The organism is Streptomyces sp. NBC_01017 (assembly GCF_045162795.1).
GTDB lineage: Bacteria > Actinomycetota > Actinomycetes > Streptomycetales > Streptomycetaceae > Streptomyces > Streptomyces machairae.
The window spans coordinates 3,675,244-3,693,952 of record NZ_CP108683.1 but is presented as its reverse complement, the minus strand read 5'-3'; the positions used below and the strand labels follow the sequence as shown (position 1 = coordinate 3,693,952).

Annotated in this window: 16 protein-coding genes; 11 read left to right on the top strand and 5 right to left on the bottom strand. The window is 70.6% G+C overall.

Annotation, left to right across the window (positions count from 1 at the left end; translation table 11 throughout):
- Positions 1–170: 170 nt before the first annotated feature.
- Entirely contained in the window at positions 171–1,760 is a 1,590-nt protein-coding gene (serA, locus tag OG331_RS16745) for a phosphoglycerate dehydrogenase (RefSeq protein WP_406196869.1), read from the top strand.
- 36 nt (positions 1,761–1,796) lie between these two features.
- On the opposite strand, the gene OG331_RS16740 is transcribed toward serA, so the two are convergent.
- Positions 1,797–3,353 carry an MFS transporter gene (locus OG331_RS16740; RefSeq protein ID WP_406196867.1) on the bottom strand — a complete coding sequence of 519 codons (1,557 nt, stop codon included), beginning with the start codon at positions 3,351–3,353 and terminating at the stop codon, positions 1,797–1,799.
- A gap of 96 nt (positions 3,354–3,449) precedes the next feature.
- Here OG331_RS16740 and OG331_RS16735 point away from each other — a divergent pair, with 96 nt between their 5' ends.
- Complete coding sequence (locus tag OG331_RS16735) at positions 3,450–4,034, top strand: TetR/AcrR family transcriptional regulator (protein ID WP_406196865.1); 585 nt, start codon at positions 3,450–3,452, stop codon at positions 4,032–4,034.
- A 64-nt stretch (positions 4,035–4,098) separates the two neighbouring features.
- On the opposite strand, the gene OG331_RS16730 is transcribed toward OG331_RS16735, so the two are convergent.
- A complete protein-coding gene (locus tag OG331_RS16730) occupies positions 4,099–5,337 on the bottom strand; it encodes a PucR family transcriptional regulator (protein ID WP_406196863.1) in 1,239 nt (412 codons plus the stop codon).
- A gap of 173 nt (positions 5,338–5,510) precedes the next feature.
- Here OG331_RS16730 and OG331_RS16725 point away from each other — a divergent pair, with 173 nt between their 5' ends.
- Both OG331_RS16725 and pruA read left to right on the top strand, forming a co-directional pair.
- Positions 5,511–6,437, top strand: a complete 927-nt coding sequence (locus OG331_RS16725) for a proline dehydrogenase family protein (protein ID WP_406196860.1) — start codon at positions 5,511–5,513, stop codon at positions 6,435–6,437.
- Between the two features lie 51 nt (positions 6,438–6,488).
- Positions 6,489–8,120: an L-glutamate gamma-semialdehyde dehydrogenase gene (gene pruA / locus OG331_RS16720; protein ID WP_406196857.1), complete on the top strand. Its 1,632-nt coding sequence runs from the start codon at positions 6,489–6,491 to the stop codon at positions 8,118–8,120.
- A gap of 72 nt (positions 8,121–8,192) precedes the next feature.
- Here pruA and OG331_RS16715 read toward each other — a convergent pair whose 3' ends face one another.
- Complete coding sequence (locus OG331_RS16715) at positions 8,193–8,399, bottom strand: DUF5988 family protein (RefSeq protein ID WP_328879019.1); 207 nt, start codon at positions 8,397–8,399, stop codon at positions 8,193–8,195.
- Positions 8,400–8,504: 105 nt separating this feature from the next.
- Between OG331_RS16715 and OG331_RS16710 the strand changes: the two genes are divergently transcribed.
- Together OG331_RS16710 and OG331_RS16705 are read left to right on the top strand one after the other, a co-directional pair.
- The gene (locus tag OG331_RS16710; RefSeq protein WP_406196855.1) at positions 8,505–9,062 is read left to right on the top strand and encodes a GNAT family N-acetyltransferase; all 558 of its coding nucleotides are present in this window, start codon (positions 8,505–8,507) and stop codon (positions 9,060–9,062) included.
- A 259-nt stretch (positions 9,063–9,321) separates the two neighbouring features.
- On the top strand, positions 9,322–9,462 hold the full coding sequence (locus OG331_RS16705) for a hypothetical protein (protein ID WP_107083653.1): 141 nt from the start codon (positions 9,322–9,324) through the stop codon (positions 9,460–9,462).
- Between the two features lie 87 nt (positions 9,463–9,549).
- Here the strand turns inward: OG331_RS16705 and OG331_RS16700 are convergent, their stop codons facing one another.
- Positions 9,550–11,124 (bottom strand): purple acid phosphatase family protein, encoded by a 1,575-nt coding sequence (locus OG331_RS16700; RefSeq protein ID WP_406196852.1) that lies wholly within the window; start codon positions 11,122–11,124, stop codon positions 9,550–9,552.
- Between the two features lie 142 nt (positions 11,125–11,266).
- On the opposite strand from OG331_RS16700, the gene OG331_RS16695 reads away from it, so the two are divergent.
- On the top strand, positions 11,267–12,310 hold the full coding sequence (locus OG331_RS16695) for a 3-isopropylmalate dehydrogenase (RefSeq protein ID WP_406196849.1): 1,044 nt from the start codon (positions 11,267–11,269) through the stop codon (positions 12,308–12,310).
- A 267-nt stretch (positions 12,311–12,577) separates the two neighbouring features.
- A complete protein-coding gene (locus OG331_RS16690) occupies positions 12,578–13,666 on the top strand; it encodes a branched-chain amino acid aminotransferase (protein WP_406196847.1) in 1,089 nt (362 codons plus the stop codon).
- Here the strand turns inward: OG331_RS16690 and OG331_RS16685 are convergent.
- Entirely contained in the window at positions 13,663–15,114 is a 1,452-nt protein-coding gene (locus tag OG331_RS16685; RefSeq protein ID WP_406196845.1) for a cytosine permease, read from the bottom strand. The genes OG331_RS16690 and OG331_RS16685 overlap by 4 nt on opposite strands.
- 129 nt (positions 15,115–15,243) lie before the next feature.
- On the opposite strand from OG331_RS16685, the gene ureA reads away from it, so the two are divergent.
- Genes ureA through OG331_RS16670 form a run of 3 tightly spaced genes read left to right on the top strand, consistent with a single transcriptional unit; the run spans position 15,244 to position 18,700 of the window.
- A complete protein-coding gene (gene ureA, locus OG331_RS16680) occupies positions 15,244–15,957 on the top strand; it encodes an urease subunit gamma (RefSeq protein ID WP_406196843.1) in 714 nt (237 codons plus the stop codon).
- The gene (locus OG331_RS16675) at positions 15,954–17,627 is read left to right on the top strand and encodes an urease subunit alpha (RefSeq protein WP_406196840.1); all 1,674 of its coding nucleotides are present in this window, start codon (positions 15,954–15,956) and stop codon (positions 17,625–17,627) included. Before ureA ends, OG331_RS16675 begins: the two co-directional genes overlap by 4 nt.
- Positions 17,628–17,647: 20 nt before the next feature.
- Entirely contained in the window at positions 17,648–18,700 is a 1,053-nt protein-coding gene (locus OG331_RS16670; protein WP_406196838.1) for an agmatine/peptidylarginine deiminase, read from the top strand.
- Positions 18,701–18,709: the final 9 nt, after the last annotated feature.

The window sequence follows — 18,709 nt, the reverse complement described above, 5'->3', positions numbered from 1 at the left end:
ACGGACGGGTGATCCTTCCGAAGAGGCGCATGATGCCTCTCGGCGCGCCACTACACTGCCGTACTACATACGCGTCAGGCCCACAGCGTCGTGCGTCTTCCACGCGGACCACCCCTCCACCGCCTGCGGCCGTCGGGACGGCCGTCCGCAATGGACATGTGAGGACTCACGTGAGCTCGAAACCCGTCGTACTCATCGCTGAAGAGCTGTCGCCCGCCACCGTTGACGCGCTTGGCCCCGACTTCGAGATCCGCCACTGCAACGGAGCCGACCGAGCCGCCCTGCTCCCGGCCATCGCCGACGTGGACGCGATCCTGATCCGCTCCGCCACCAAGGTCGACGCCGAGGCCGTAGCCGCCGCGCGCAAGCTCAAGGTCGTCGCACGAGCCGGCGTCGGCCTGGACAACGTCGACGTCTCCGCCGCCACCAAGGCCGGCGTGATGGTCGTCAACGCCCCCACCTCGAACATCGTGACCGCCGCCGAGCTGGCCTGCGGTCTCCTGCTCGCCACCGCCCGCAACATTCCGCAGGCCAACGCCGCGCTGAAGAACGGCGAGTGGAAGCGCAGCAAGTACACGGGCGTCGAGCTGGCCGAGAAGACCCTCGGTGTCGTGGGCCTGGGCCGGATCGGCGCCCTCGTCGCGCAGCGCATGTCGGCCTTCGGCATGAAGGTCGTCGCCTACGACCCCTACGTGCAGCCCGCGCGGGCCGCGCAGATGGGCGTCAAGGTGCTGTCGCTGGACGAGCTGCTCGAGGTCGCCGACTTCATCACCGTCCACCTGCCCAAGACCCCCGAGACCCTCGGCCTGATCGGCGACGAGGCGCTGCGCAAGGTCAAGCCGAGCGTGCGCATCGTCAACGCCGCGCGCGGCGGGATCGTCGACGAGGAGGCGCTGTACTCCGCCCTCAAGGAGGGCCGGGTCGCCGGCGCCGGTCTCGACGTGTACGCGAAGGAGCCCTGCACGGACTCCCCGCTCTTCGAGTTCGACCAGGTCGTCAGCACCCCGCACCTCGGCGCCTCCACCGACGAGGCGCAGGAGAAGGCCGGTATCGCCGTGGCCCGCTCGGTGCGCCTCGCCCTCGCCGGTGAGCTCGTACCCGACGCGGTGAACGTCCAGGGCGGCGTCATCGCCGAGGACGTCAAGCCGGGTCTGCCGCTCGCCGAGCGCCTGGGCCGTATCTTCACGGCGCTCGCCGGTGAGGTCGCGGTCCGCCTCGACGTCGAGGTGTACGGCGAGATCACCCAGCACGATGTGAAGGTGCTGGAGCTCAGCGCCCTCAAGGGTGTCTTCGAGGACGTCGTCGACGAGACGGTGTCGTACGTCAACGCCCCGCTGTTCGCCCAGGAGCGCGGCGTCGAGGTGCGGCTGACGACCAGCTCGGAGGCCACCGACCACCGCAACGTCGTCACCGTGCGCGGCACGCTCGCGGGCGGCGAGGAGGTGTCGGTCTCCGGCACGCTGGCCGGCCCCAAGCACCTGCAGAAGATCGTCGCGGTCGGCGACTACGACGTGGACCTCGCGCTCGCCGACCACATGGTCGTCCTGAGGTACGAGGACCGTCCGGGCGTCGTCGGCACGGTCGGCCGTGTCTTCGGCGAGGCGGGCATCAACATCGCCGGCATGCAGGTCTCGCGTGCCGTCGCCGGTGGCGAGGCGCTGGCCGTCCTGACCGTCGACGACACGGTGCCCGCCGGGGTGCTGACCGAGGTCGCCGAGGAGATCGGGGCGACGTCGGCCCGTGCGGTGAACCTGGCCTGAGGCCTGTCGCACGCCGAGGCCATGAGACGCTGAGGCCTATCGAACGCCGGACGCGCTGAGCTTGCTCGGCTCGTCCGGCGTTTTGCATGCCGGCTCCCGGATCTCGACCCGGCGCAGCGTGACCGCGGCGAGCACCGCCGCCCCCGCCAGCAGGACCGCGCCCGCGATCGCCGCCCCCTGCATCCCGCTGGTGAACGCCTCTCGCGCGAGCGTGGCCAGACCCGGCACCCGGTCGACGACCGCCAGCGCTCCGCCCAGCGTCTCGTGGGCCACGTCCGGTGCGGTGGCGGGGATCTCGTGGCGGTAGATCGCCGTACCGATCGAGCCGAGCACCGCCATGCCCATGGCGCCGCCGAACTCGCCGGCGGTCTCCATCAGGGAGGACGCCGAGCCCGCTCGCTCCACCGGGGCGGTGCCCATCGCGAGGTCCATGATCTGGGACATCACGACGACGCCCCCGACGGCGAGGACCGCGCACGAGCTCAGGACCAGCCACAGAGAGTCCGTACCGGCGAGGGCGAGCAGCGCGAACCCGGCCGCGGAGATCGCGAAGCCCGCCGTGACGACGTAGGCACGGTTGACGCCCCGCTGCACCAGCTGGGTCGCGATCGGCCCCGCCGCGCCGATCGGCACCGACGGCAGCAGCGCCCACAGGGCCGCCTCCAGCGCGCCCTTGCCGAGCACCGACTGCAGGTACTGCGTGGTGAAGTAGGCCGAGCCCATCACCCCGAACATGCAGACCAGGTTCAGGACGACCGACGGCGCGAAGCCCCGGCCACGGAACAGGGCGGGCGAGATCATCGGTGAGGCGGCCGTGCGCTGGCGGTGCACGAGGAGGACCGCGAAGAGCAGGCCGACGGTGATCGAGACGACGTAGCGGACGTTGAAGCCCTCGGAGGGGATCTCCTTCAGGCCGTAGATCACGGGGAGCACGGCCGCCATCGACAGCGGGACGCTCAGCCAGTCGAAGCGGTCGGGGGAAGGGTTCTTCGACTCGGGGAGCAGCAGCGGGCCGAGGATCAGCAGCAGGGCCATCGCGGGCAGGTTGACCAGGAAGACCGAGCCCCACCAGAAGTGCTCGACCAGGACCCCGCTCATCACCGAGCCGAGCGCGATCCCCGCGGTCATCACGCCGGACCACACGCCGATCGCCTTCGCACGCTGGGCGGGGTCGGTGAACATCGTGCGGAGCATGGCCATCGTCGACGGCATCAGGGTCGCGCCGCCGATGCCGAGGATCGCGCGGGCTGCGATCAGCATCTCGGCGCTGTTCGCGTACGCCGCCAGCAGCGAGGCGGCACCGAAGGCGGCGGCGCCGATCAGCAGGAGCCGGCGGTGGCCGATGCGGTCGCCGAGCGAGCCCATCGTCATCAGCAGGCCGGCCAGGACGAACGCGTAGATGTCGAAGATCCACAGCTGCTGGGTGCCGCTCGGCGCCAGGTCCGCGCTGATCGACGGGACGGCGAAGTAGAGGACGGAGACGTCCATCGAGACCAGCAGCAGCGGCAGCATCAGCACGCCGAGAGCGGTCCATTCGCGGCGTCCGGCGCCGGAGGAAGGAGGCGTGGTGGTGCTCATCGGGTTCGTTGTCATGGCGGTGAATGTACGCGCGTCTTAAACGCTTGTCTAGAACGGCTGTATAATACGGCTGTATAGGACGGTTGTATGGATCGGCGGTAGGGTGGGCGCATGGGACACCGTGAGGATTTGATGGAGGGCGCCAAGCGCTGCCTGCTCGACAAGGGGTTCGCGCGCACGACGGCGCGGGACATCGTCAAGGAGTCGGGGGCCAACCTCGCCTCCATCGGTTACCACTACGGCTCGAAGGACGCGCTGCTCGCCCAGGCGTATGTGTCGCTGGTCGAGGGGATGAGCGACGCCTTCGACGGCGACGAGGTCACCGGGGTCACCGCCGAGCCCGGCTCGCTCGAACGGTTCCGCGAGGTGTGGTCGAACATCATCGGCACCATGAGCGGGCCCGGCTCCCTGTGGCGGCTCAGCATGGAGATCGTCGTCATGGGCGACCAACTGCCGGAAGTTCGCGACCATCTGGCGGTGGCTCAGCGGGAGGCCTGTCGCGGCCTGATTCCGCTGCTCATGGGCGGCCGGGAGGAGGACGTCCCGGAAGGGACCGTGGACACCCTCGGCAGGTTCTACGTGACCCTGATGACGGGTCTCATCGCGCAGTGGATGTTCGACCCGAAGACCGCGCCCGGGGCGGATCAGCTCACCGAGGGCCTGCGCCAGGTGCTGGAGGCAGCCACTCCGAAGTGACCCGCCTGACCTCGTCCAGGGCCGGACTCTCGTCCAGGACCGGCCCTCTCGTCCAGGGCCGGCCCTAGAGTCGCGCCCCCTTCAACGCCATGTGCAGCAGCAGCCGGTCCTCCCCGTCGTCCAGGTCCAGGCCCGTGAGTTGTTCGACGCGGGAGAGGCGGTAGTACAGGGTCTGGCGGTGGATGCCGAGTTCGGCGGCGGTGCGGCCGGCCTGGCCCGCGCAGTCGAGGTAGACCTCGGCGGTGCGGGCGAGTTCGTGGTGGGCGGGGGAGAGGAGCTGGGTGATCGCGGGGTCCCGGGCTGCCTCCGGGGGGAGGGACGTGAGCAGGCGGTACGGGCCGATGTGCGCCCACTCGGCGACCGGGCCGAGGCGGGGTTCGGCCAGGGCGGCGCGGGCCGCGGCCGACGCCTCCTGCCAGGTGGCGGCCAGGTCGGCGAGGCCGGAGCGGGGTGCGCCGATGCCCGCGGCCGCCTGGACCGCGCCCTCCTTGAGCAGCCGGGACGCAGCCGCCTGGGCCGGCGTCCGCACCTCCGGCGAGCGCAGCCGGACCAGGATGGCGAGGCTCTGCCCGCTCTCCCCCACTGTCTTAAGGGCGTGGGAGGTGCCCCCACCCCACGGCACCGTGCACAGCGCCGTCGCGTGCGGCACCGTACGGACGGACGGGGCGTCGTCGGGGTCGGCGGACGGCCACGGGGCGACGCAGACCACGGTGTGCGTGCCTTCGCCCCGCGGGCCGAGTGCCGTGCGCAGGGCAGCCAGCGCCTGGTCCCCCTGCCAGCCCCGCTCCGAGGTGAGCGCAGCCCGCAGTTCCCGGCTCAGATCCGCCCCGTGCTGCGCCTCGTCAGCCAGCAGCGCGCCGATGCGGGCGGTCACCTCCATGGCGGCCGACAACTGCTGCTCCGTGGGGCCCGGATCGTCGTCCAGGAGCCAGACGTAACCCAGGACCACGCCCCGGTGGCGTACGGGGAGGCAGACGCGTCCCCGGTAGACGCCAGCCTCGGGGGTGGGCGGGATGCGCACCGGGCCCGTCGCCCGGGTGATGCCGAAGCCCTCGAACCACGTCCGCACCGCCGCCGTGGAGCGCCGCGTCAGGATCGAGCGGGTGCGGACGGGATCCAGAGCGGACGCGTCGAGATCGCCCTCACTGTCGTACGCACCGAAGGCGATCAGCTCGAAGTCGCGGTTCTCCAGCGTGGCGGGCGCGCCCAGCAGCTCGGAGATCTCGTCGACCAGCTCCTGGTAGTCGTCCTTGTGGTCCTTGTGGTCCTTGAATTCCGGCGTCACCCGGGCATTCTCCCGCATTTTCGCGTGGCCTTCATACATCTGTCTGAGATCTGTTGCACGGATGCGTGACAGCTGTCGATGGCCGCCGTTCGGAGGGATCCTTAGGTTTCACGGTGGTTCTCCGTGCCGTCCCCGGAACATCACTTATCGGGGTGTCGGCCGTCATTCGGCAGTGTTTGTGGAGGTGCCCCGTGCTGGGTCCCGTGATTCTCGCCGCGTCGCGCAGCGACCGGATGCGACGCCTGATCTCGGCGGCCCCGGTGACGAAACAGGTCGTCGACCGGTTCATCCCCGGCGAGACCGTCCACGAGATCGTGCCGATCATCGAGGAGCTCACCGGCAACGGCCTGGAGCTGACGATGGACGTCGTCGGCGAGGACATCACCCGCCCCGACCAGGCCGAGGCCGCGCGGGACGCCTACCTGGCGCTCGTCGACCGGATCAAGGACCTGGAGCTCGGCGAGCGCGTCGAGATGTCCGTCAAGCTCTCCATGTTCGGCCAGGCGCTGGAGGGCGGCCACGAGCTCGCCCTCGCCAACGTCCGTCCGGTCGTCGAGGCGGCCGCCGCGATCGGCACGACGGTCACGCTGGACGCGGAGGACCACACCACCCTCGACTCGATGTTCGCCATCCACGAGGAGCTGCGGAAGGACTTCCCGCAGACCGGCTGCGTCATCCAGGCCTACCTCTTCCGCACCGAGGCCGACGCCCGCCGGCTCGCCGCGGACGGCAGCCGCGTACGGCTCGTCAAGGGTGCCTACAAGGAGCCCGCCGAGGTCGCCCACCAGCAGAAACAGGAGATCGACAAGGCGTACGTCCGGATCCTCAAGGTTCTGATGGAGGGCGCCGGGTACCCGATGATCGGGTCCCACGACCCGCGCCTGATCTCCATCGCACAGGAGCTCGCGCGGCGCGCCGGGCGCAAGCTGGACGAGTACGAGTTCCAGATGCTGTACGGGATCCGCAGCGACGAGCACCTGCGGCTGGCCGCGGAGGGCCACCGCATGCGCGTCTACACGGCCTACGGCACCGACTGGTACGGCTACTTCATGCGCCGGCTCGCGGAGAAGCCGGCGAACCTGCGCTTCTTCCTCCGCTCGATGGTCAGCAAGGGCTGAGCCCCGCACAACGGCTCGCAACACACCGCTCAGTAAGGAGTTACGGAACCCATGGACGCTGTGACCCAGGTCCCCACCCCCGTCAATGAGCCGGTGCACGGCTACGCCCCCGGCTCGCCCGAGCGCGCCCGGCTGGAGGCCAAGCTCAAGGAGCTGGCCGAGAACCCGATCGACCTGCCGTGCACCATCGGCGGCGAACGGCGGCTGGGTGGCGGCGAGCGCGTCGACGTCGTGCAGCCGCACAACCACAAGGCCCGCCTCGGCACCTACGGCAACGCCACCCAGCAGGACGCCCAGGACGCCATCGACGCGGCCCTCGCCGCCGCGCCGGCCTGGCGCGCGATGGCCTTCGACGACCGCGCGGCGATCATCCTGCGCGCCGCCGAGCTGCTGTCCGGACCGTGGCGCGAGACGCTGGCCGCCTCCACCATGCTCGGCCAGTCGAAGACCGCCCAGCAGGCCGAGATCGACACGCCCTGCGAGCTGATCGACTTCTGGCGCTTCAACGTCAAGTACGCCCGTGACCTGCTCGCCGAGCAGCCCCCGGCGAACTCCCCGGGCGTCTGGAACCGCCTCGACCACCGCCCCCTCGAGGGCTTCGTCTACGCGATCACGCCGTTCAACTTCACGGCCATCGCGGGCAACCTGCCCACCGCGCCCGCGCTGATGGGCAACGTCGTGGTGTGGAAGCCGAGCCCGACGCAGACCCACGCCGCCGTGCTGCTCCTGCAGCTGCTGGAGGAAGCGGGCCTGCCCAAGGGCGTCATCAACCTCGTCACCGGTGACGGCATCGAGGTCTCCAAGGTCGCCCTGGTCCACCGCGACCTCGCCGGCATCCACTTCACCGGCTCGACCAAGACCTTCCAGTACCTGTGGAAGACGGTCGGCAACAACATCGAGAAGTACCGCTCCTACCCGCGCATCGTCGGCGAGACCGGCGGCAAGGACTTCGTCGTCGCCCACCCGAGCGCCGACAAGGCCGTGCTGAAGACCGCGCTGACCCGCGGTGCCTTCGAGTACCAGGGCCAGAAGTGCTCGGCGACCTCCCGGGCGTACATCCCGGCGTCGATCTGGAACTCCGGCTTCAAGGAGGAGTTCGCGGCCGAGGTCGACTACATCACCATGGGCGATGTGACGGACCTGTCGAACTTCGTCGGCGCGGTCATCGACGAGCGGGCGTTCGCCAAGAACAAGGCGGCGATCGACCGGGCGAAGCAGGACCCGACCTGCACGATCGTCGCGGGCGGCTCCTACGACGACTCGGTCGGCTACTTCGTCCGCCCGACCGTCGTCGAGTGCACGGACCCGGAGCACGAGGTCTTCACGACCGAGTACTTCGGCCCGTTCCTCGCCGTGCACGTCTACGAGGACGACAAGTACGACGAGATGCTGGAGCAGATGGAGTCGGTGTCCGCCTACGCGCTGACCGGCTCGGTCATCTCGGGCGACCGCGCCGCGGCGGCGTACACGATGGACAAGCTGCGCTACGCGGCCGGCAACTTCTACATCAACGACAAGTCGACCGGCGCCGTCGTCGGCCAGCAGCCCTTCGGCGGCGGCCGCGCCTCCGGCACCAACGACAAGGCCGGCGCCCCGCAGAACCTGATGCGCTGGACGCTGACCCGCGCCATCAAGGAGACGCTGGTCGCGCCGACCGACTACGCGTACCCGCACATGGGCTGACACCCCAACTCGCAGGAAGGGGCCGGGTCTTGAGGTGACCCGGCCCCTTGCTGTCTGCTGCCTTCGGTGAGGCTACTCGGCGATCTCGGTCCGCTCCCACCACTCGTACACCGGCAGCCTGCCCTCCGGTGTGTCCGTGTGCCGTGACGTCGGCCTGAAGTGCTCGTATCCACCGCGGAGCCTGATCTTCGCATCGGGGCCCGGGGACGGGGTCGGAACGATCCGCTCGGACAGATCGTCGGGGCCGCCCTCGAGGAACACCTTCGCCATGTCGTTCATGACGTCACCGTTCCCCTCGACGCAACCCTGTGTCCCGTACGCCCCGCAGGATCAGCCGAGTGGGCGAGCCGCCCGCCCGCCCGGTCCGTTGCCGATACTGGTCCGATGACCGCACCCACCTCCGCCGGCACCCCGCGCACCGTGCACACCGCCGATCTCACCCCCGCCGAACTGAGCGCGATCCGTGCCCTGTTGGACGACGCCTTCGACGGGGACTTCTCCGACGAGGACTTCGAGCACGGGCTCGGCGGTATGCACGCCCTCGTCCAGGACGACGCCGGGCGGGTCGTCGCGCACGGTTCGGTGATCATGCGGCGGGTGCGGTACCGCGACCGGTGGCTGCGGGTCGGGTACGTCGAGGCGGTCGCCGTACGGGCCGATGCGCGGCGGACCGGGCTCGGGGGCCGGGTGATGGCCGAGCTGGAGCGGGTGATCGACCGGGCGTACGACGCGGGGATGCTGTCCGCGAGCGACGAGGGCGCCGCGCTGTACGCCGCTCGCGGCTGGGAGGTGTGGGGCGGGCGGGTCTGCGCGCTGGGACCCGAGGGCGTCGTGCACCTGCCGGACGAGGAAGGCACCACCTTCGTACGGGCCGCGCTCGCCGGTGCGCTCGACCCCGCGTTCGAGCTGGTCTTCGACTGGCGGGACGGGGACGTGCTCTGACGGGGCGAAGACGGAAAGTGCAGGTCAGTGGGGTGTGACCCAGTCGGCCGTCTCAGATAGTAGGAAGTCCGAGTAATTGTGGAGACAGACGCGCCATCCTCCCTTAGTTTTGTAGAAGCCGAACGTCTCGCTCGATCAAGCGAATGGCGGTCGTGAGCCGGGCCCCTTGCAGGCAACCCCTGTGGCACCGCTCCCCGCCCCATCCGGCGTCTCGTATCCCCTGTCTGCACTCCCGGATTGTCGAAGGAGTCGATTTCCCATGGCCGAGACGACCGCCCGCCGCCGAGTCCGTCACCTCTCCCGCACGAGCGAGTCCGACCGCAAGAACGCCGCAGCGGCCCTCCAGCGCGCCCTCGACCGCAGGGACAACGGCGGAGCCACCGGCCACCAGGCCGCGTAGGCGCTCCGCCGGTAGCGCCGCGAAGTGTCGTTGTCCGAGTGCGGCGTCGTCGTGGCTGATCGCGCAGGGCGCTGACCTCAGGCCCGATCAGCCGCCGCGCCGCACCTCGAAGTGGTCGATGCGCTCCCCGTTCTGCGCCAGTGCCGACACCTTCAGCCGGGGTTTCGCGCCGCTCTCCGCCTCCACCGTGAGAAAGGAGAAGCCCCGGTAGCGCACCCGCGACCACTGCACGCGCTCCGCCTTGGTGTCGCGTGACTTGGTCCACTTGAAGGTGTCGACCGACTCACGCTCGGTCACATGCCCCTCGTAGCTCTCCTCGACGCCCGCGGGGAAGCCGTACAGCTCCTTGCCGCCGCCACCCGCCGTGACGTACACGATGCCGTCCCGCGTCGGGTCCGTCGATGCGCCGATGGGCACCTGCCTGCCGACCTCGCCGTTCTTGATGGCATCCGTCCGCTCGTAGACGTGGTTGTGCCCGTTGATCACCAGGTCCACCTGGTGCCTGGCGAAGAGCGGCACCCACTCGGCCCGCACACCTCCGTCGGATGCGTGCGAGGACGTCGAGTACGCGCAGTGGTGGAAGAAGACGACGATGAAGTCGATGCCCTTCGCCGCCCGCAGCTCACCGAGCCGCTCGTCCAGCCACTTGGTCTGGCGGCCGTCCGTGTGGCCCCGGTTGGCGGGAATCTCGTACGACACGTCGTTGGCGTCCAGCGCCACGAAGCCGACGTTGCCGTAGACGAAGGAGTACACGCCCGGGGCCGTCCGGGAGTCGAAGCCGCTGTCCGGCAGGGACCAGCGGGCCAGCTGGCCGCCGTAGCCGTCCGGCGAGTACCAGGCCTCCATGTCGTGGTTGCCGGTCGTCACCATCCACGGCACCGACTTGGCCACCGACTCGGTCTGCTTGAGGTAACCGTCCCAGAAGCCGGGGTCGTAGGCGTCCGACTCCTTGCCGAGGCCCTTGACGTTCGCGTAGCAGATGTCGCCGGCGTGCAGGTGGAAGGCCGGGTTCTGGCCCAGCAGGAGTTTGTCGTTGGTGGCGGCCGCCTCGCTCACGCCCTGGTCGCCGAAGGCCGTGAAGGTGAAGGTTTCGGCGCTCGCGGGAGCCGTGCGGAAGGAGGCGATCGTCGCGCGGTTCCCGGGGGCCGCCGGGTCGAAGCCGTCATGGCCCACGCCGTAGTAGTACGTCGTGCCGGGGCGCAGGGAGTCCAGCGCCGCATGGACGTAGTACTGCTCCAACGCCGCGCGGATGCCCTGCAGTTCGGGGGTGTACAGATCGCGGATCTCGGCGTCGATCCGGCGGCTCAGGTCGTCGGGCCGCAGCCCGATCCGGACGTACGGCTTCTTCACCGCGGCCGGCACCTGCCAGGAGATCCGCATCTGCGCCTTCGGGTCGGCGCCGAAGGCGAGATGGCGGCCGAACGGGGCGACCGCGGAGCCCGGCACCTTCGTGAGGGTGGACGCGGACGCCGATACGGAGGGCTTCGCACCGGACGTGCCCGACCCCGGCCCCGAGCAGCCCGTCAGCAGACCGCCCGCCACCGCGCCCGCCGTCACCAGCGTGCGGCGCCTGGTCAGTCTCGTACGCAGGTACTCGTGCTGTTCCGCCATGCTCATACGGCGGGCGAGCCGGGGCGGGATGCCGAAGTCGGGGAGGTCCATGCTGGGAAAGTTCCCAGCACAGGCCAACGCCCGCCATACGTACGGGTGAACGCCGGTCGACACGCAGACGCCGTCCCCCATCGGGGTGTCCGTATCGCGGACATCGTGTGTCATCCCATGGGACGAGGAGTAGGGTGCCGACATGTCTCGCAGCCTCAATCTCGCAGTGATTCCCGGTGACGGCATCGGCCAGGAGGTCGTGGCCGAAGGCCTGAAGGTCCTCTCCGCCGTCCTTCCGCAGGATGTGAAGCTGGAGACCAGGGAGTACGACTTCGGCGCCCGGCGCTACCACGCCACGGGTGAGACCCTCACCGACGCCGACCTCGACGCCCTGAAGAAGCACGACGCGATCCTGCTCGGCGCGATCGGCGACCCGGGGGTGCCGTCGGGCGTCCTGGAGCGCGGTTTCCTGCTGAAGCTCCGCTTCGCCTTCGACCACCACGTCAACCTGCGTCCGTCGAAGCTCCTTCCGGGTGTCGCCACCCCCCTCGCCGGACAGCCCGAGATCGACTTCGTCGTGGTCCGCGAGGGCACCGAGGGCCCGTACACCGGCAACGGCGGCACCATCCGCAAGGGCACCGAGCACGAGGTCGCCACCGAGGTCTCCGTGAACACGGCCTTCGGTGTCGAGCGCGTGGTCCGCGACGCCTTCGCCCGCGCGCAGGCCCGCCCGCGCAAGAAGCTCGCGCTGATCCACAAGAACAACGTGCTGACCTTCGCCGGTCACCTGTGGACCAACATCTTCAACAAGGTGGCCGAGGAGTTCCCCGAGGTCACCACCGAGTACATGCACGTCGACGCGGCGACCATCTACCTGGTCACGCAGCCCGAGCGCTTCGACGTCATCGTCACCGACAACCTCTTCGGCGACATCATCACCGACCTCGCCGCGGCCGTCTCCGGCGGCATCGGCGTCGCCGCGTCCGGGAACATCAACCCGTCCGGCGCGTTCCCGTCCATGTTCGAGCCGGTCCACGGCTCGGCCCCGGACATCGCCGGCCAGGGCAAGGCCGACCCCACCGCCACGGTGCTGTCCGTCGCCCTGCTCCTGCGCCACCTCGGCTACGACGCCGAGGCCGCCCGCATCGACGAGGCGGTCTCCGCCGACCTCGCCGAGCGCACCGGCAAGCCCGCCCGCAGCACGTCGGAGATCGGCGACGCGCTGGCCGTACGAGTAGCCGGCTGACCCGCCGCGCTTCTCGAACACCTTCGAAGCCGTCGGGTCACTCCGCACCCGGCGGCTTCCCCATGTCCGTCGCCGGGTGTCACCATCATCCCTGGGTCGCGATGCACGCCGATCGCACCGATCAGACCGGAATCGCCCACGGCTCTCTTTGCGATAATCGAACGTGGAGCCGCGGATTGAGGGAATGCTCGGACGTCCTAGCACTGGCCACTGGCAGTCTGGCGTGAGCGCGGCCCGCCACAACCAACCGGTGAAGGACACCTACTCATGACGACGCCCACGATCGAGCTCAAGCCGTCCGCCAGCCCGCTCGCCGCCGCGGACCGCGAGGCGATACTGACCAACCCCGGGTTCGGCCGCCACTTCACCGACCACATGGTGACGATCAAGTGGACCGAGGGCCGCGGCTGGCACGACGGCCAGCTCGTGCCGTACGCGCCGCTCTCCCTCGACCCGGCCACGATGGTCCTGCACTACGCGCAGGAGATCTTCGAGGGTCTCAAGGCCTACCGTCAGCCCGACGGGTCCGTCGCCACGTTCCGTCCCGAGAAGAACGCCCTGCGTTTCCAGTCCTCCGCCCGCCGGCTCGGCATGCCCGAGCTGCCGGTCGAGACGTTCATCGAGGCCTGCGACGCGCTGGTGGGCCAGGACCAGGCCTGGGTCCCGACGCACGGTGGCGAGGAGTCCCTCTACCTGCGGCCGTTCATGTTCGCGACGGAGGTCGGCCTGGGCGTGAAGCCCGCGAGCGAGTACCTCTTCATCGTCATCGCCTCCCCGGCCGGCGCCTACTTCCCGGGCGGCGTCAAGCCGGTGTCCATCTGGGTCTCCGAGGACCACGTCCGCGCGGTGCCGGGCGGCATGGGCGACGCCAAGACGGGCGGCAACTACGCCGCCTCCCTGCTGGCCCAGGCCGAGGCCGCCGCCGAGGGCTGCGCCCAGGTCTGCTACCTGGACGCGGTCGAGCGCAAGTGGGTCGAGGAACTCGGCGGCATGAACCTGTACTTCGTGTACGGCGACAAGATCGTCACCCCGTCCCTCACCGGCTCCATCCTGGAGGGCGTCACCCGCGACTCCCTGCTGTCCGTCGCCCGTGACCTCGGCTACGAGGCCGAGGAGGGCCGCATCTCCGTCGACCAGTGGCAGCGCGACGCGGGGAACGGCACCCTCACCGAGGTCTTCGCCTGCGGTACGGCGGCCGTCATCACCCCGGTCGGCACCGTGAAGCGCACCGGCGCCCAGTGGCGGCAGGGCGACGGGGAGCCCGGCGAGGTCACGATGAAGCTGCGCCAGGCCCTTCTCGACGTCCAGCGGGGCAAGGTCGAGGACAAGCACGGCTGGATGCACAAGCTGGGCTAACTCTCGGCCTTGACCGTCAGGGCCGCCGCGGCCTCCGAGTCCGCGGCGGCCCTTTCGCGTACCGGAGTGGAGTCGGCGATCGTCAGCAGCACGTACGTCACCCCTCCCACCAGCCCCGACAGCAGGAAACTGCAGTCCACCCCGCCGGTCACGGCCAGCAGCGGCCCCTCGTACGACGGGAGCGAGACGGCCAGCAGGCCGACCGTCGCGCCCAGGGCCCACGCCGCCGTCGCCGGGATGTTCCAGCCGGCCCGGTACCAGTAGATCCCGCCCCGCGCCCGCCGGTTGAAGACCTGGAGGGCCTCCGCGTCGTACACGCCACGGCAGCGGGCGAAGCCGATCAGGGTGATGACCGCCCACGGGGTGCCGATCGCCGTCAGCAGCAGGACGAAGGACGTCATCGCGTCCTGCGCGGACGAGTAGTAGTGGCCGACGAAGACACAGGCGGTGGCGATCACCGCGACCGTGTACGTGGCCGTCGCCCGGGACGCGCGCGGCAGGATCGCGTCCAGGTCGAGGCCCATGGAGTAGAGCATCAGGCCCGCGTTGCCGACCGACCCGGCGGAGGCGGCCAGCAGGAGCGGGACCAGGTACCAGCCGGGGGAGGCGGAGACCAGCGGTCCGGCGTAGTCGAGGGCGGCCCCCGCCGCGTACGCCGTGAAGGTGCCGAAGAGCTGGGGGATCAGCAGGCCGAGGGAGAGGCCGAGCCAGGTCGCGTGCAGCACCCGGCGTGAGGAGTGGCGGGCGGGCGAGATGTAGCGGGTGTAGTCGCCGAGCAACGTGATGAAGGCGATCGGCCCGGACAGGCCCGCGGCCACCGTCGCCAGCAACCAGGTGGGCCAGAAGCCGCCCAGCAGATAGCCGCCCGCCTCCGGCAGCGCGCCGGTCGTGAAGTGCGGGGCGTAGGCGATCACGCCGACGACCAGCAGGGCCGTCATGCCGATCGCGAGGACGCGGGACATGGCGAGCAGCACGCGGTAGCCGTACACCGCGCCCGCGACGGTCGCCGCGGCCAGCAGTCCGTAGACCACGCCGTACGAGATCCCGCTCGCCGGCAGCCCGACCAGCCGGCCCAGCACGCCGACCATCACGTCGCCGCCGATCCACACGGTCAGGGCGGTGTAGCCGAGGGCCAGCAGGAGGCCGACCACCGAGCCGACGAGGCGGCCTCGCACGCCGAACTGGGCGCCCGAGGACGTGGACAGGTTCGTCGCCGTGCGCAGGGAGATCAGCGCGAGCGGGGCGGTCAGGGCCGTGCCGGCCACCGTGCCCACGACGACCGAGCTCACCGACGCCCACCAGTCCAGGCCGAACGACGGCGGCAGCCAGCCGAAGACGATCACTCCGAGGCAGAGGTTGGACCCCAGCAGGATCGAGACGAGATCCCGGGGCCCGCTCGTGCGTTCCCCGTCGGGGATGGTGTCGACTCCGCGCTGTTCCATCGGCATATTGGTCTCCCTCGGTTAGAACGACGTTCAATGTGATGTGTCCTAACCTCTGCCGTCAAGGTTTCGGTTGCATCAATCCAGTGTTTAGAGTGATGCTCTAAAGCGAGGACGACAAGGAGGTGCCGCGTCGTGAGACTGACCCCGACGGAACGTGACCGGCTGCTGCTCTTCGGAGCCGCCGAACTGGCCCGAGCCCGCCGGGCCAGAGGGCTCAGGCTGAACGTGCCCGAGGCGACCGCGCTCATCGCGGACACCGCCTGCGAGGCCGCCCGGGACGGCGCCCGCCTCGCCGAGGCGATCGAGCGTGCCCGGTCCGTGCTCGGGCCGGACGACGTGCTGCCGGGCGTGGCGGACGTCGTCACCGAGGTGCATGTCGAGGCCGTCTTCGACGACGGCTCGCGACTGGCGGTCGTGTCCGACCCCATCGGTGGCGGCCGGCTCGCGGACCGGGGCCCGGGCGCGCTGCTGCCGGGGCCCGAGCACGCCGAGCCCGAGGCGGTCCTGCGGCTGATCGTGACGAACACCGCCACCGTGCCGGTCTCCGTCACCTCCCACTTCCACTTCTTCGAGGCCAACCCGCGCCTCGACTTCGACCGCGGCGCTTCCTACGGCATGCGCCTCGCCGTTCCGGCCGGGTCGTCGACGCGCTTCGGGCCGGGGGAGAGCGTCGAGGTCGGGCTGGTCCCGATCGGGGGCGAGCGGATCGCGATCGGGTTCGCGGGGCTCGTCGACGGGGCGCTGGACGCGCCGGGGGTGAAGGAAGAGGCCCTGCGCAGGGCCGCCGCCTGCGGATATCTGGGAGCCACGGCTCCGGGGGGCGAGTTTCAGGGAGCACGACGATGAATCCACACGAGTACGCCGCCACGCACGGCCCCCGCGCCGGCGACCGCATCCGCCTCGGTGACTCCGGCCTGACCATCCGCGTCGAGTCGGACTCCCAGCGCTACGGCGACGAGTTCCTCGCCGGGTTCGGCAAGACCGCCCGGGACGGGCTGCACCTCAAGGCGGCCGCCGTCCGGGAGACCTGTGACGTGGTGATCAGCAACGTCGTCGTGATCGACGCGGCGCTGGGGATCCGCAAGGTCTCCATCGGCATCAGGGAGGGCCGGATCTGCTCGATCGGGCGGGCCGGGAACCCCGACACCCTCGACGGCGTCGACGTCGTGGTCGGCACGGGCACGTCGATCGTGTCCGGCGAGGGGCTCATCGCCACCGCCGGGTCCGTCGACACGCATGTGCACCTGCTGTCGCCGCGCATCATGGAGGCCTCGCTCGCCTCCGGCGTGACCACGATCATCGGGCAGGAGTTCGGGCCGGTGTGGGGCGTCGGCGTCAACTCCCCGTGGGCGCTGCGGCACGCGTTCAACGCCTTCGACGCCTGGCCCGTCAACATCGGCTTCCTGGGGCGCGGTTCCTCGTCGGACCGGGCCCCGCTGGTCGAGGCCCTCGCCGAGGGCGGCGCCTCCGGCTTCAAGGTGCACGAGGACATGGGCGCCCACACCCGGGCGCTGGACACGGCCCTGCGGGTCGCCGAGGAGTACGACGTCCAGGTCGCCCTGCACAGCGACGGCCTGAACGAGTGCCTCTCGGTCGAGGACACCCTGCGCGTACTGGAGGGCCGCACCATCCACGCCTTCCACATCGAGGGCTGCGGCGGCGGACACGTCCCGAACGTGCTGAAGATGGCCGGCGTCCCGAACGTCATCGGCTCCTCCACCAACCCGACCCTGCCCTTCGGCCGGGACGCGGTCGCCGAGCACTACGGCATGATCGTCTCCGTCCACGACCTGAAGACCGACCTGCCCGGCGACGCCGCCATGGCCCGCGACCGCATCCGCGCCGGGACGATGGGCGCCGAGGACGTGCTGCACGACCTGGGCGCGATCGGCATCACCTCGTCGGACGCGCAGGGCATGGGGCGCGCCGGCGAGACGGTCCGCCGTACCTTCGCGATGGCCGGGAAGATGAAGGCCGAGTTCGGCGCCCCGGACGACGGCGACGACAACGAGCGCGTCCTGCGCTACATGGCCAAGCTGACCATCAACCCGGCCATCGCGCACGGCCTCTCGCACGAGGTGGGGTCGATCGAGGCCGGCAAGCTCGCCGACATCGTGCTGTGGCGGCCGGAGTACTTCGGCGCCAAGCCGCAGCTGGTGCTGAAGTCCGGCTTCCCTGCCTACGGCGTGGTCGGCGACCCCAACGCGGCCACCGACACCTGCGAACCCCTCGTCCTGGGACCGCAGTTCGGGGCGTACGGCGCCACGCCCGCCGACATCTCCGTCGCCTTCGTCGCGCAGGCCGCCGTCGACCAGGGCAACGACACCATGCCGACCCGGCGCCGCAGGGTCGCCGTGCGCGGCACGCGCGGCATCGGGCCGGCCGACTTGCGCCTCAACTCCCGTACCGGCGCCGTCGACGTGGACCAGCGCACCGGCCTGGTCACCCTCGACGGCGAGCCGCTGCGCTCCGAGCCGGCCGACTCGGTCTCCCTCAACCGCCTCTATTTCCTGTGACGTTCAGACAAGGACCCGCCATGACGACCCCCGCCGCCGACGGCTTCCGCATGCCCGCCGAGTGGGCCACGCACGAGCGCACCTGGATGGCCTGGCCGGGACCGAACCCGACCTTCGAGGACCCGGACGACCTCGCGGCCTCCCGGATCGCCTGGGCGTCCGTCGCCCGTGCGGTCCGCCGCTTCGAGCCGGTGACGGTGGTGTGCGGCCCCGGCCAGTCGGCCGAGGCCCGCGCCCTGCTCGGCCATGACGTCGAGACGGTCGAGCGGGACCTCGACGACGCCTGGATGCGCGACATCGGCCCGACCTTTCTGACCGACGGCAAGGGCGAACTCGCCGCCGTGGACTGGACGTTCAACGGCTGGGGCGCCCAGGACTGGGCCCGCTGGGAGCATGACGCGAAGATCGCCGCGTACGTCTCCGACCTCGCGGGGTCGGCCAGGACGTACGCCTCGAAGCTCGTCAACGAAGGCGGCGCGATCCACGTCGACGGCGAGGGCACCGTCCTGCTCACGGAGACGGTCCAGCTCGGCCCGGAGCGCAACCCGCACTGGACGCGCGAGCAGGTGGAGGCCGAGATCCACGCCCACCTGGGCACCCGCAAGGCGATCTGGCTGCCGCGTGGCCTGACCGGCGACTACCCGCCGTACGGCTTCGGCACCCTCGGCCATGTCGACATCGTCGCCGCGTTCGCCCGCCCCGGCGTGGTCGTGGCCCATGTGCAGCCGGACCCGGCCCACCCCGACCACGAGGTGACCAAGGAGATCGTCGGCCTGCTGAAGTCACAGACGGACGCCCGCGGCCGCCGCCTGGAGGTCGTCGAGGTGCCCGCGCCGACCGTCCTGGAGGCGGACGGCCACTGGGCCGACTACTCCTACATCAACCACTACCTCTGCAACGGCGGCGTGGTGCTGTGCGGCTTCGACGACCCGCGTGACGAGATCGCGGCCGGCATCTTCCGCCGGCTCTTCCCGGAGCGGACGGTGACGCTGGTGGACGCCCGGACGGTCTTCGCCGGCGGCGGGGGCATCCACTGCATTACCCAGCAGCAGCCGAGGGCCGGGGTCAGGTAGAACGTACGG

Coding starts and splice junctions, on each gene's coding strand:
- OG331_RS16700 (WP_406196852.1), bottom strand. CDS start 11,124: ATGGACCTCCCCGACTTCGGCATCCCGCCCCGGCTCGCCCGCCGTATG.
- OG331_RS16685 (WP_406196845.1), bottom strand. CDS start 15,114: ATGCCGATGGAACAGCGCGGAGTCGACACCATCCCCGACGGGGAACGC.
- pruA (WP_406196857.1), top strand. CDS start 6,489: ATGGACGCTGTGACCCAGGTCCCCACCCCCGTCAATGAGCCGGTGCAC.
- OG331_RS16730 (WP_406196863.1), bottom strand. CDS start 5,337: ATGCGGGAGAATGCCCGGGTGACGCCGGAATTCAAGGACCACAAGGAC.
- OG331_RS16675 (WP_406196840.1), top strand. CDS start 15,954: ATGAATCCACACGAGTACGCCGCCACGCACGGCCCCCGCGCCGGCGAC.
- OG331_RS16740 (WP_406196867.1), bottom strand. CDS start 3,353: ATGACAACGAACCCGATGAGCACCACCACGCCTCCTTCCTCCGGCGCC.
- OG331_RS16715 (WP_328879019.1), bottom strand. CDS start 8,399: ATGAACGACATGGCGAAGGTGTTCCTCGAGGGCGGCCCCGACGATCTG.
- OG331_RS16710 (WP_406196855.1), top strand. CDS start 8,505: ATGACCGCACCCACCTCCGCCGGCACCCCGCGCACCGTGCACACCGCC.
- OG331_RS16735 (WP_406196865.1), top strand. CDS start 3,450: ATGGGACACCGTGAGGATTTGATGGAGGGCGCCAAGCGCTGCCTGCTC.
- OG331_RS16690 (WP_406196847.1), top strand. CDS start 12,578: ATGACGACGCCCACGATCGAGCTCAAGCCGTCCGCCAGCCCGCTCGCC.
- OG331_RS16695 (WP_406196849.1), top strand. CDS start 11,267: ATGTCTCGCAGCCTCAATCTCGCAGTGATTCCCGGTGACGGCATCGGC.
- OG331_RS16670 (WP_406196838.1), top strand. CDS start 17,648: ATGACGACCCCCGCCGCCGACGGCTTCCGCATGCCCGCCGAGTGGGCC.
- OG331_RS16705 (WP_107083653.1), top strand. CDS start 9,322: ATGGCCGAGACGACCGCCCGCCGCCGAGTCCGTCACCTCTCCCGCACG.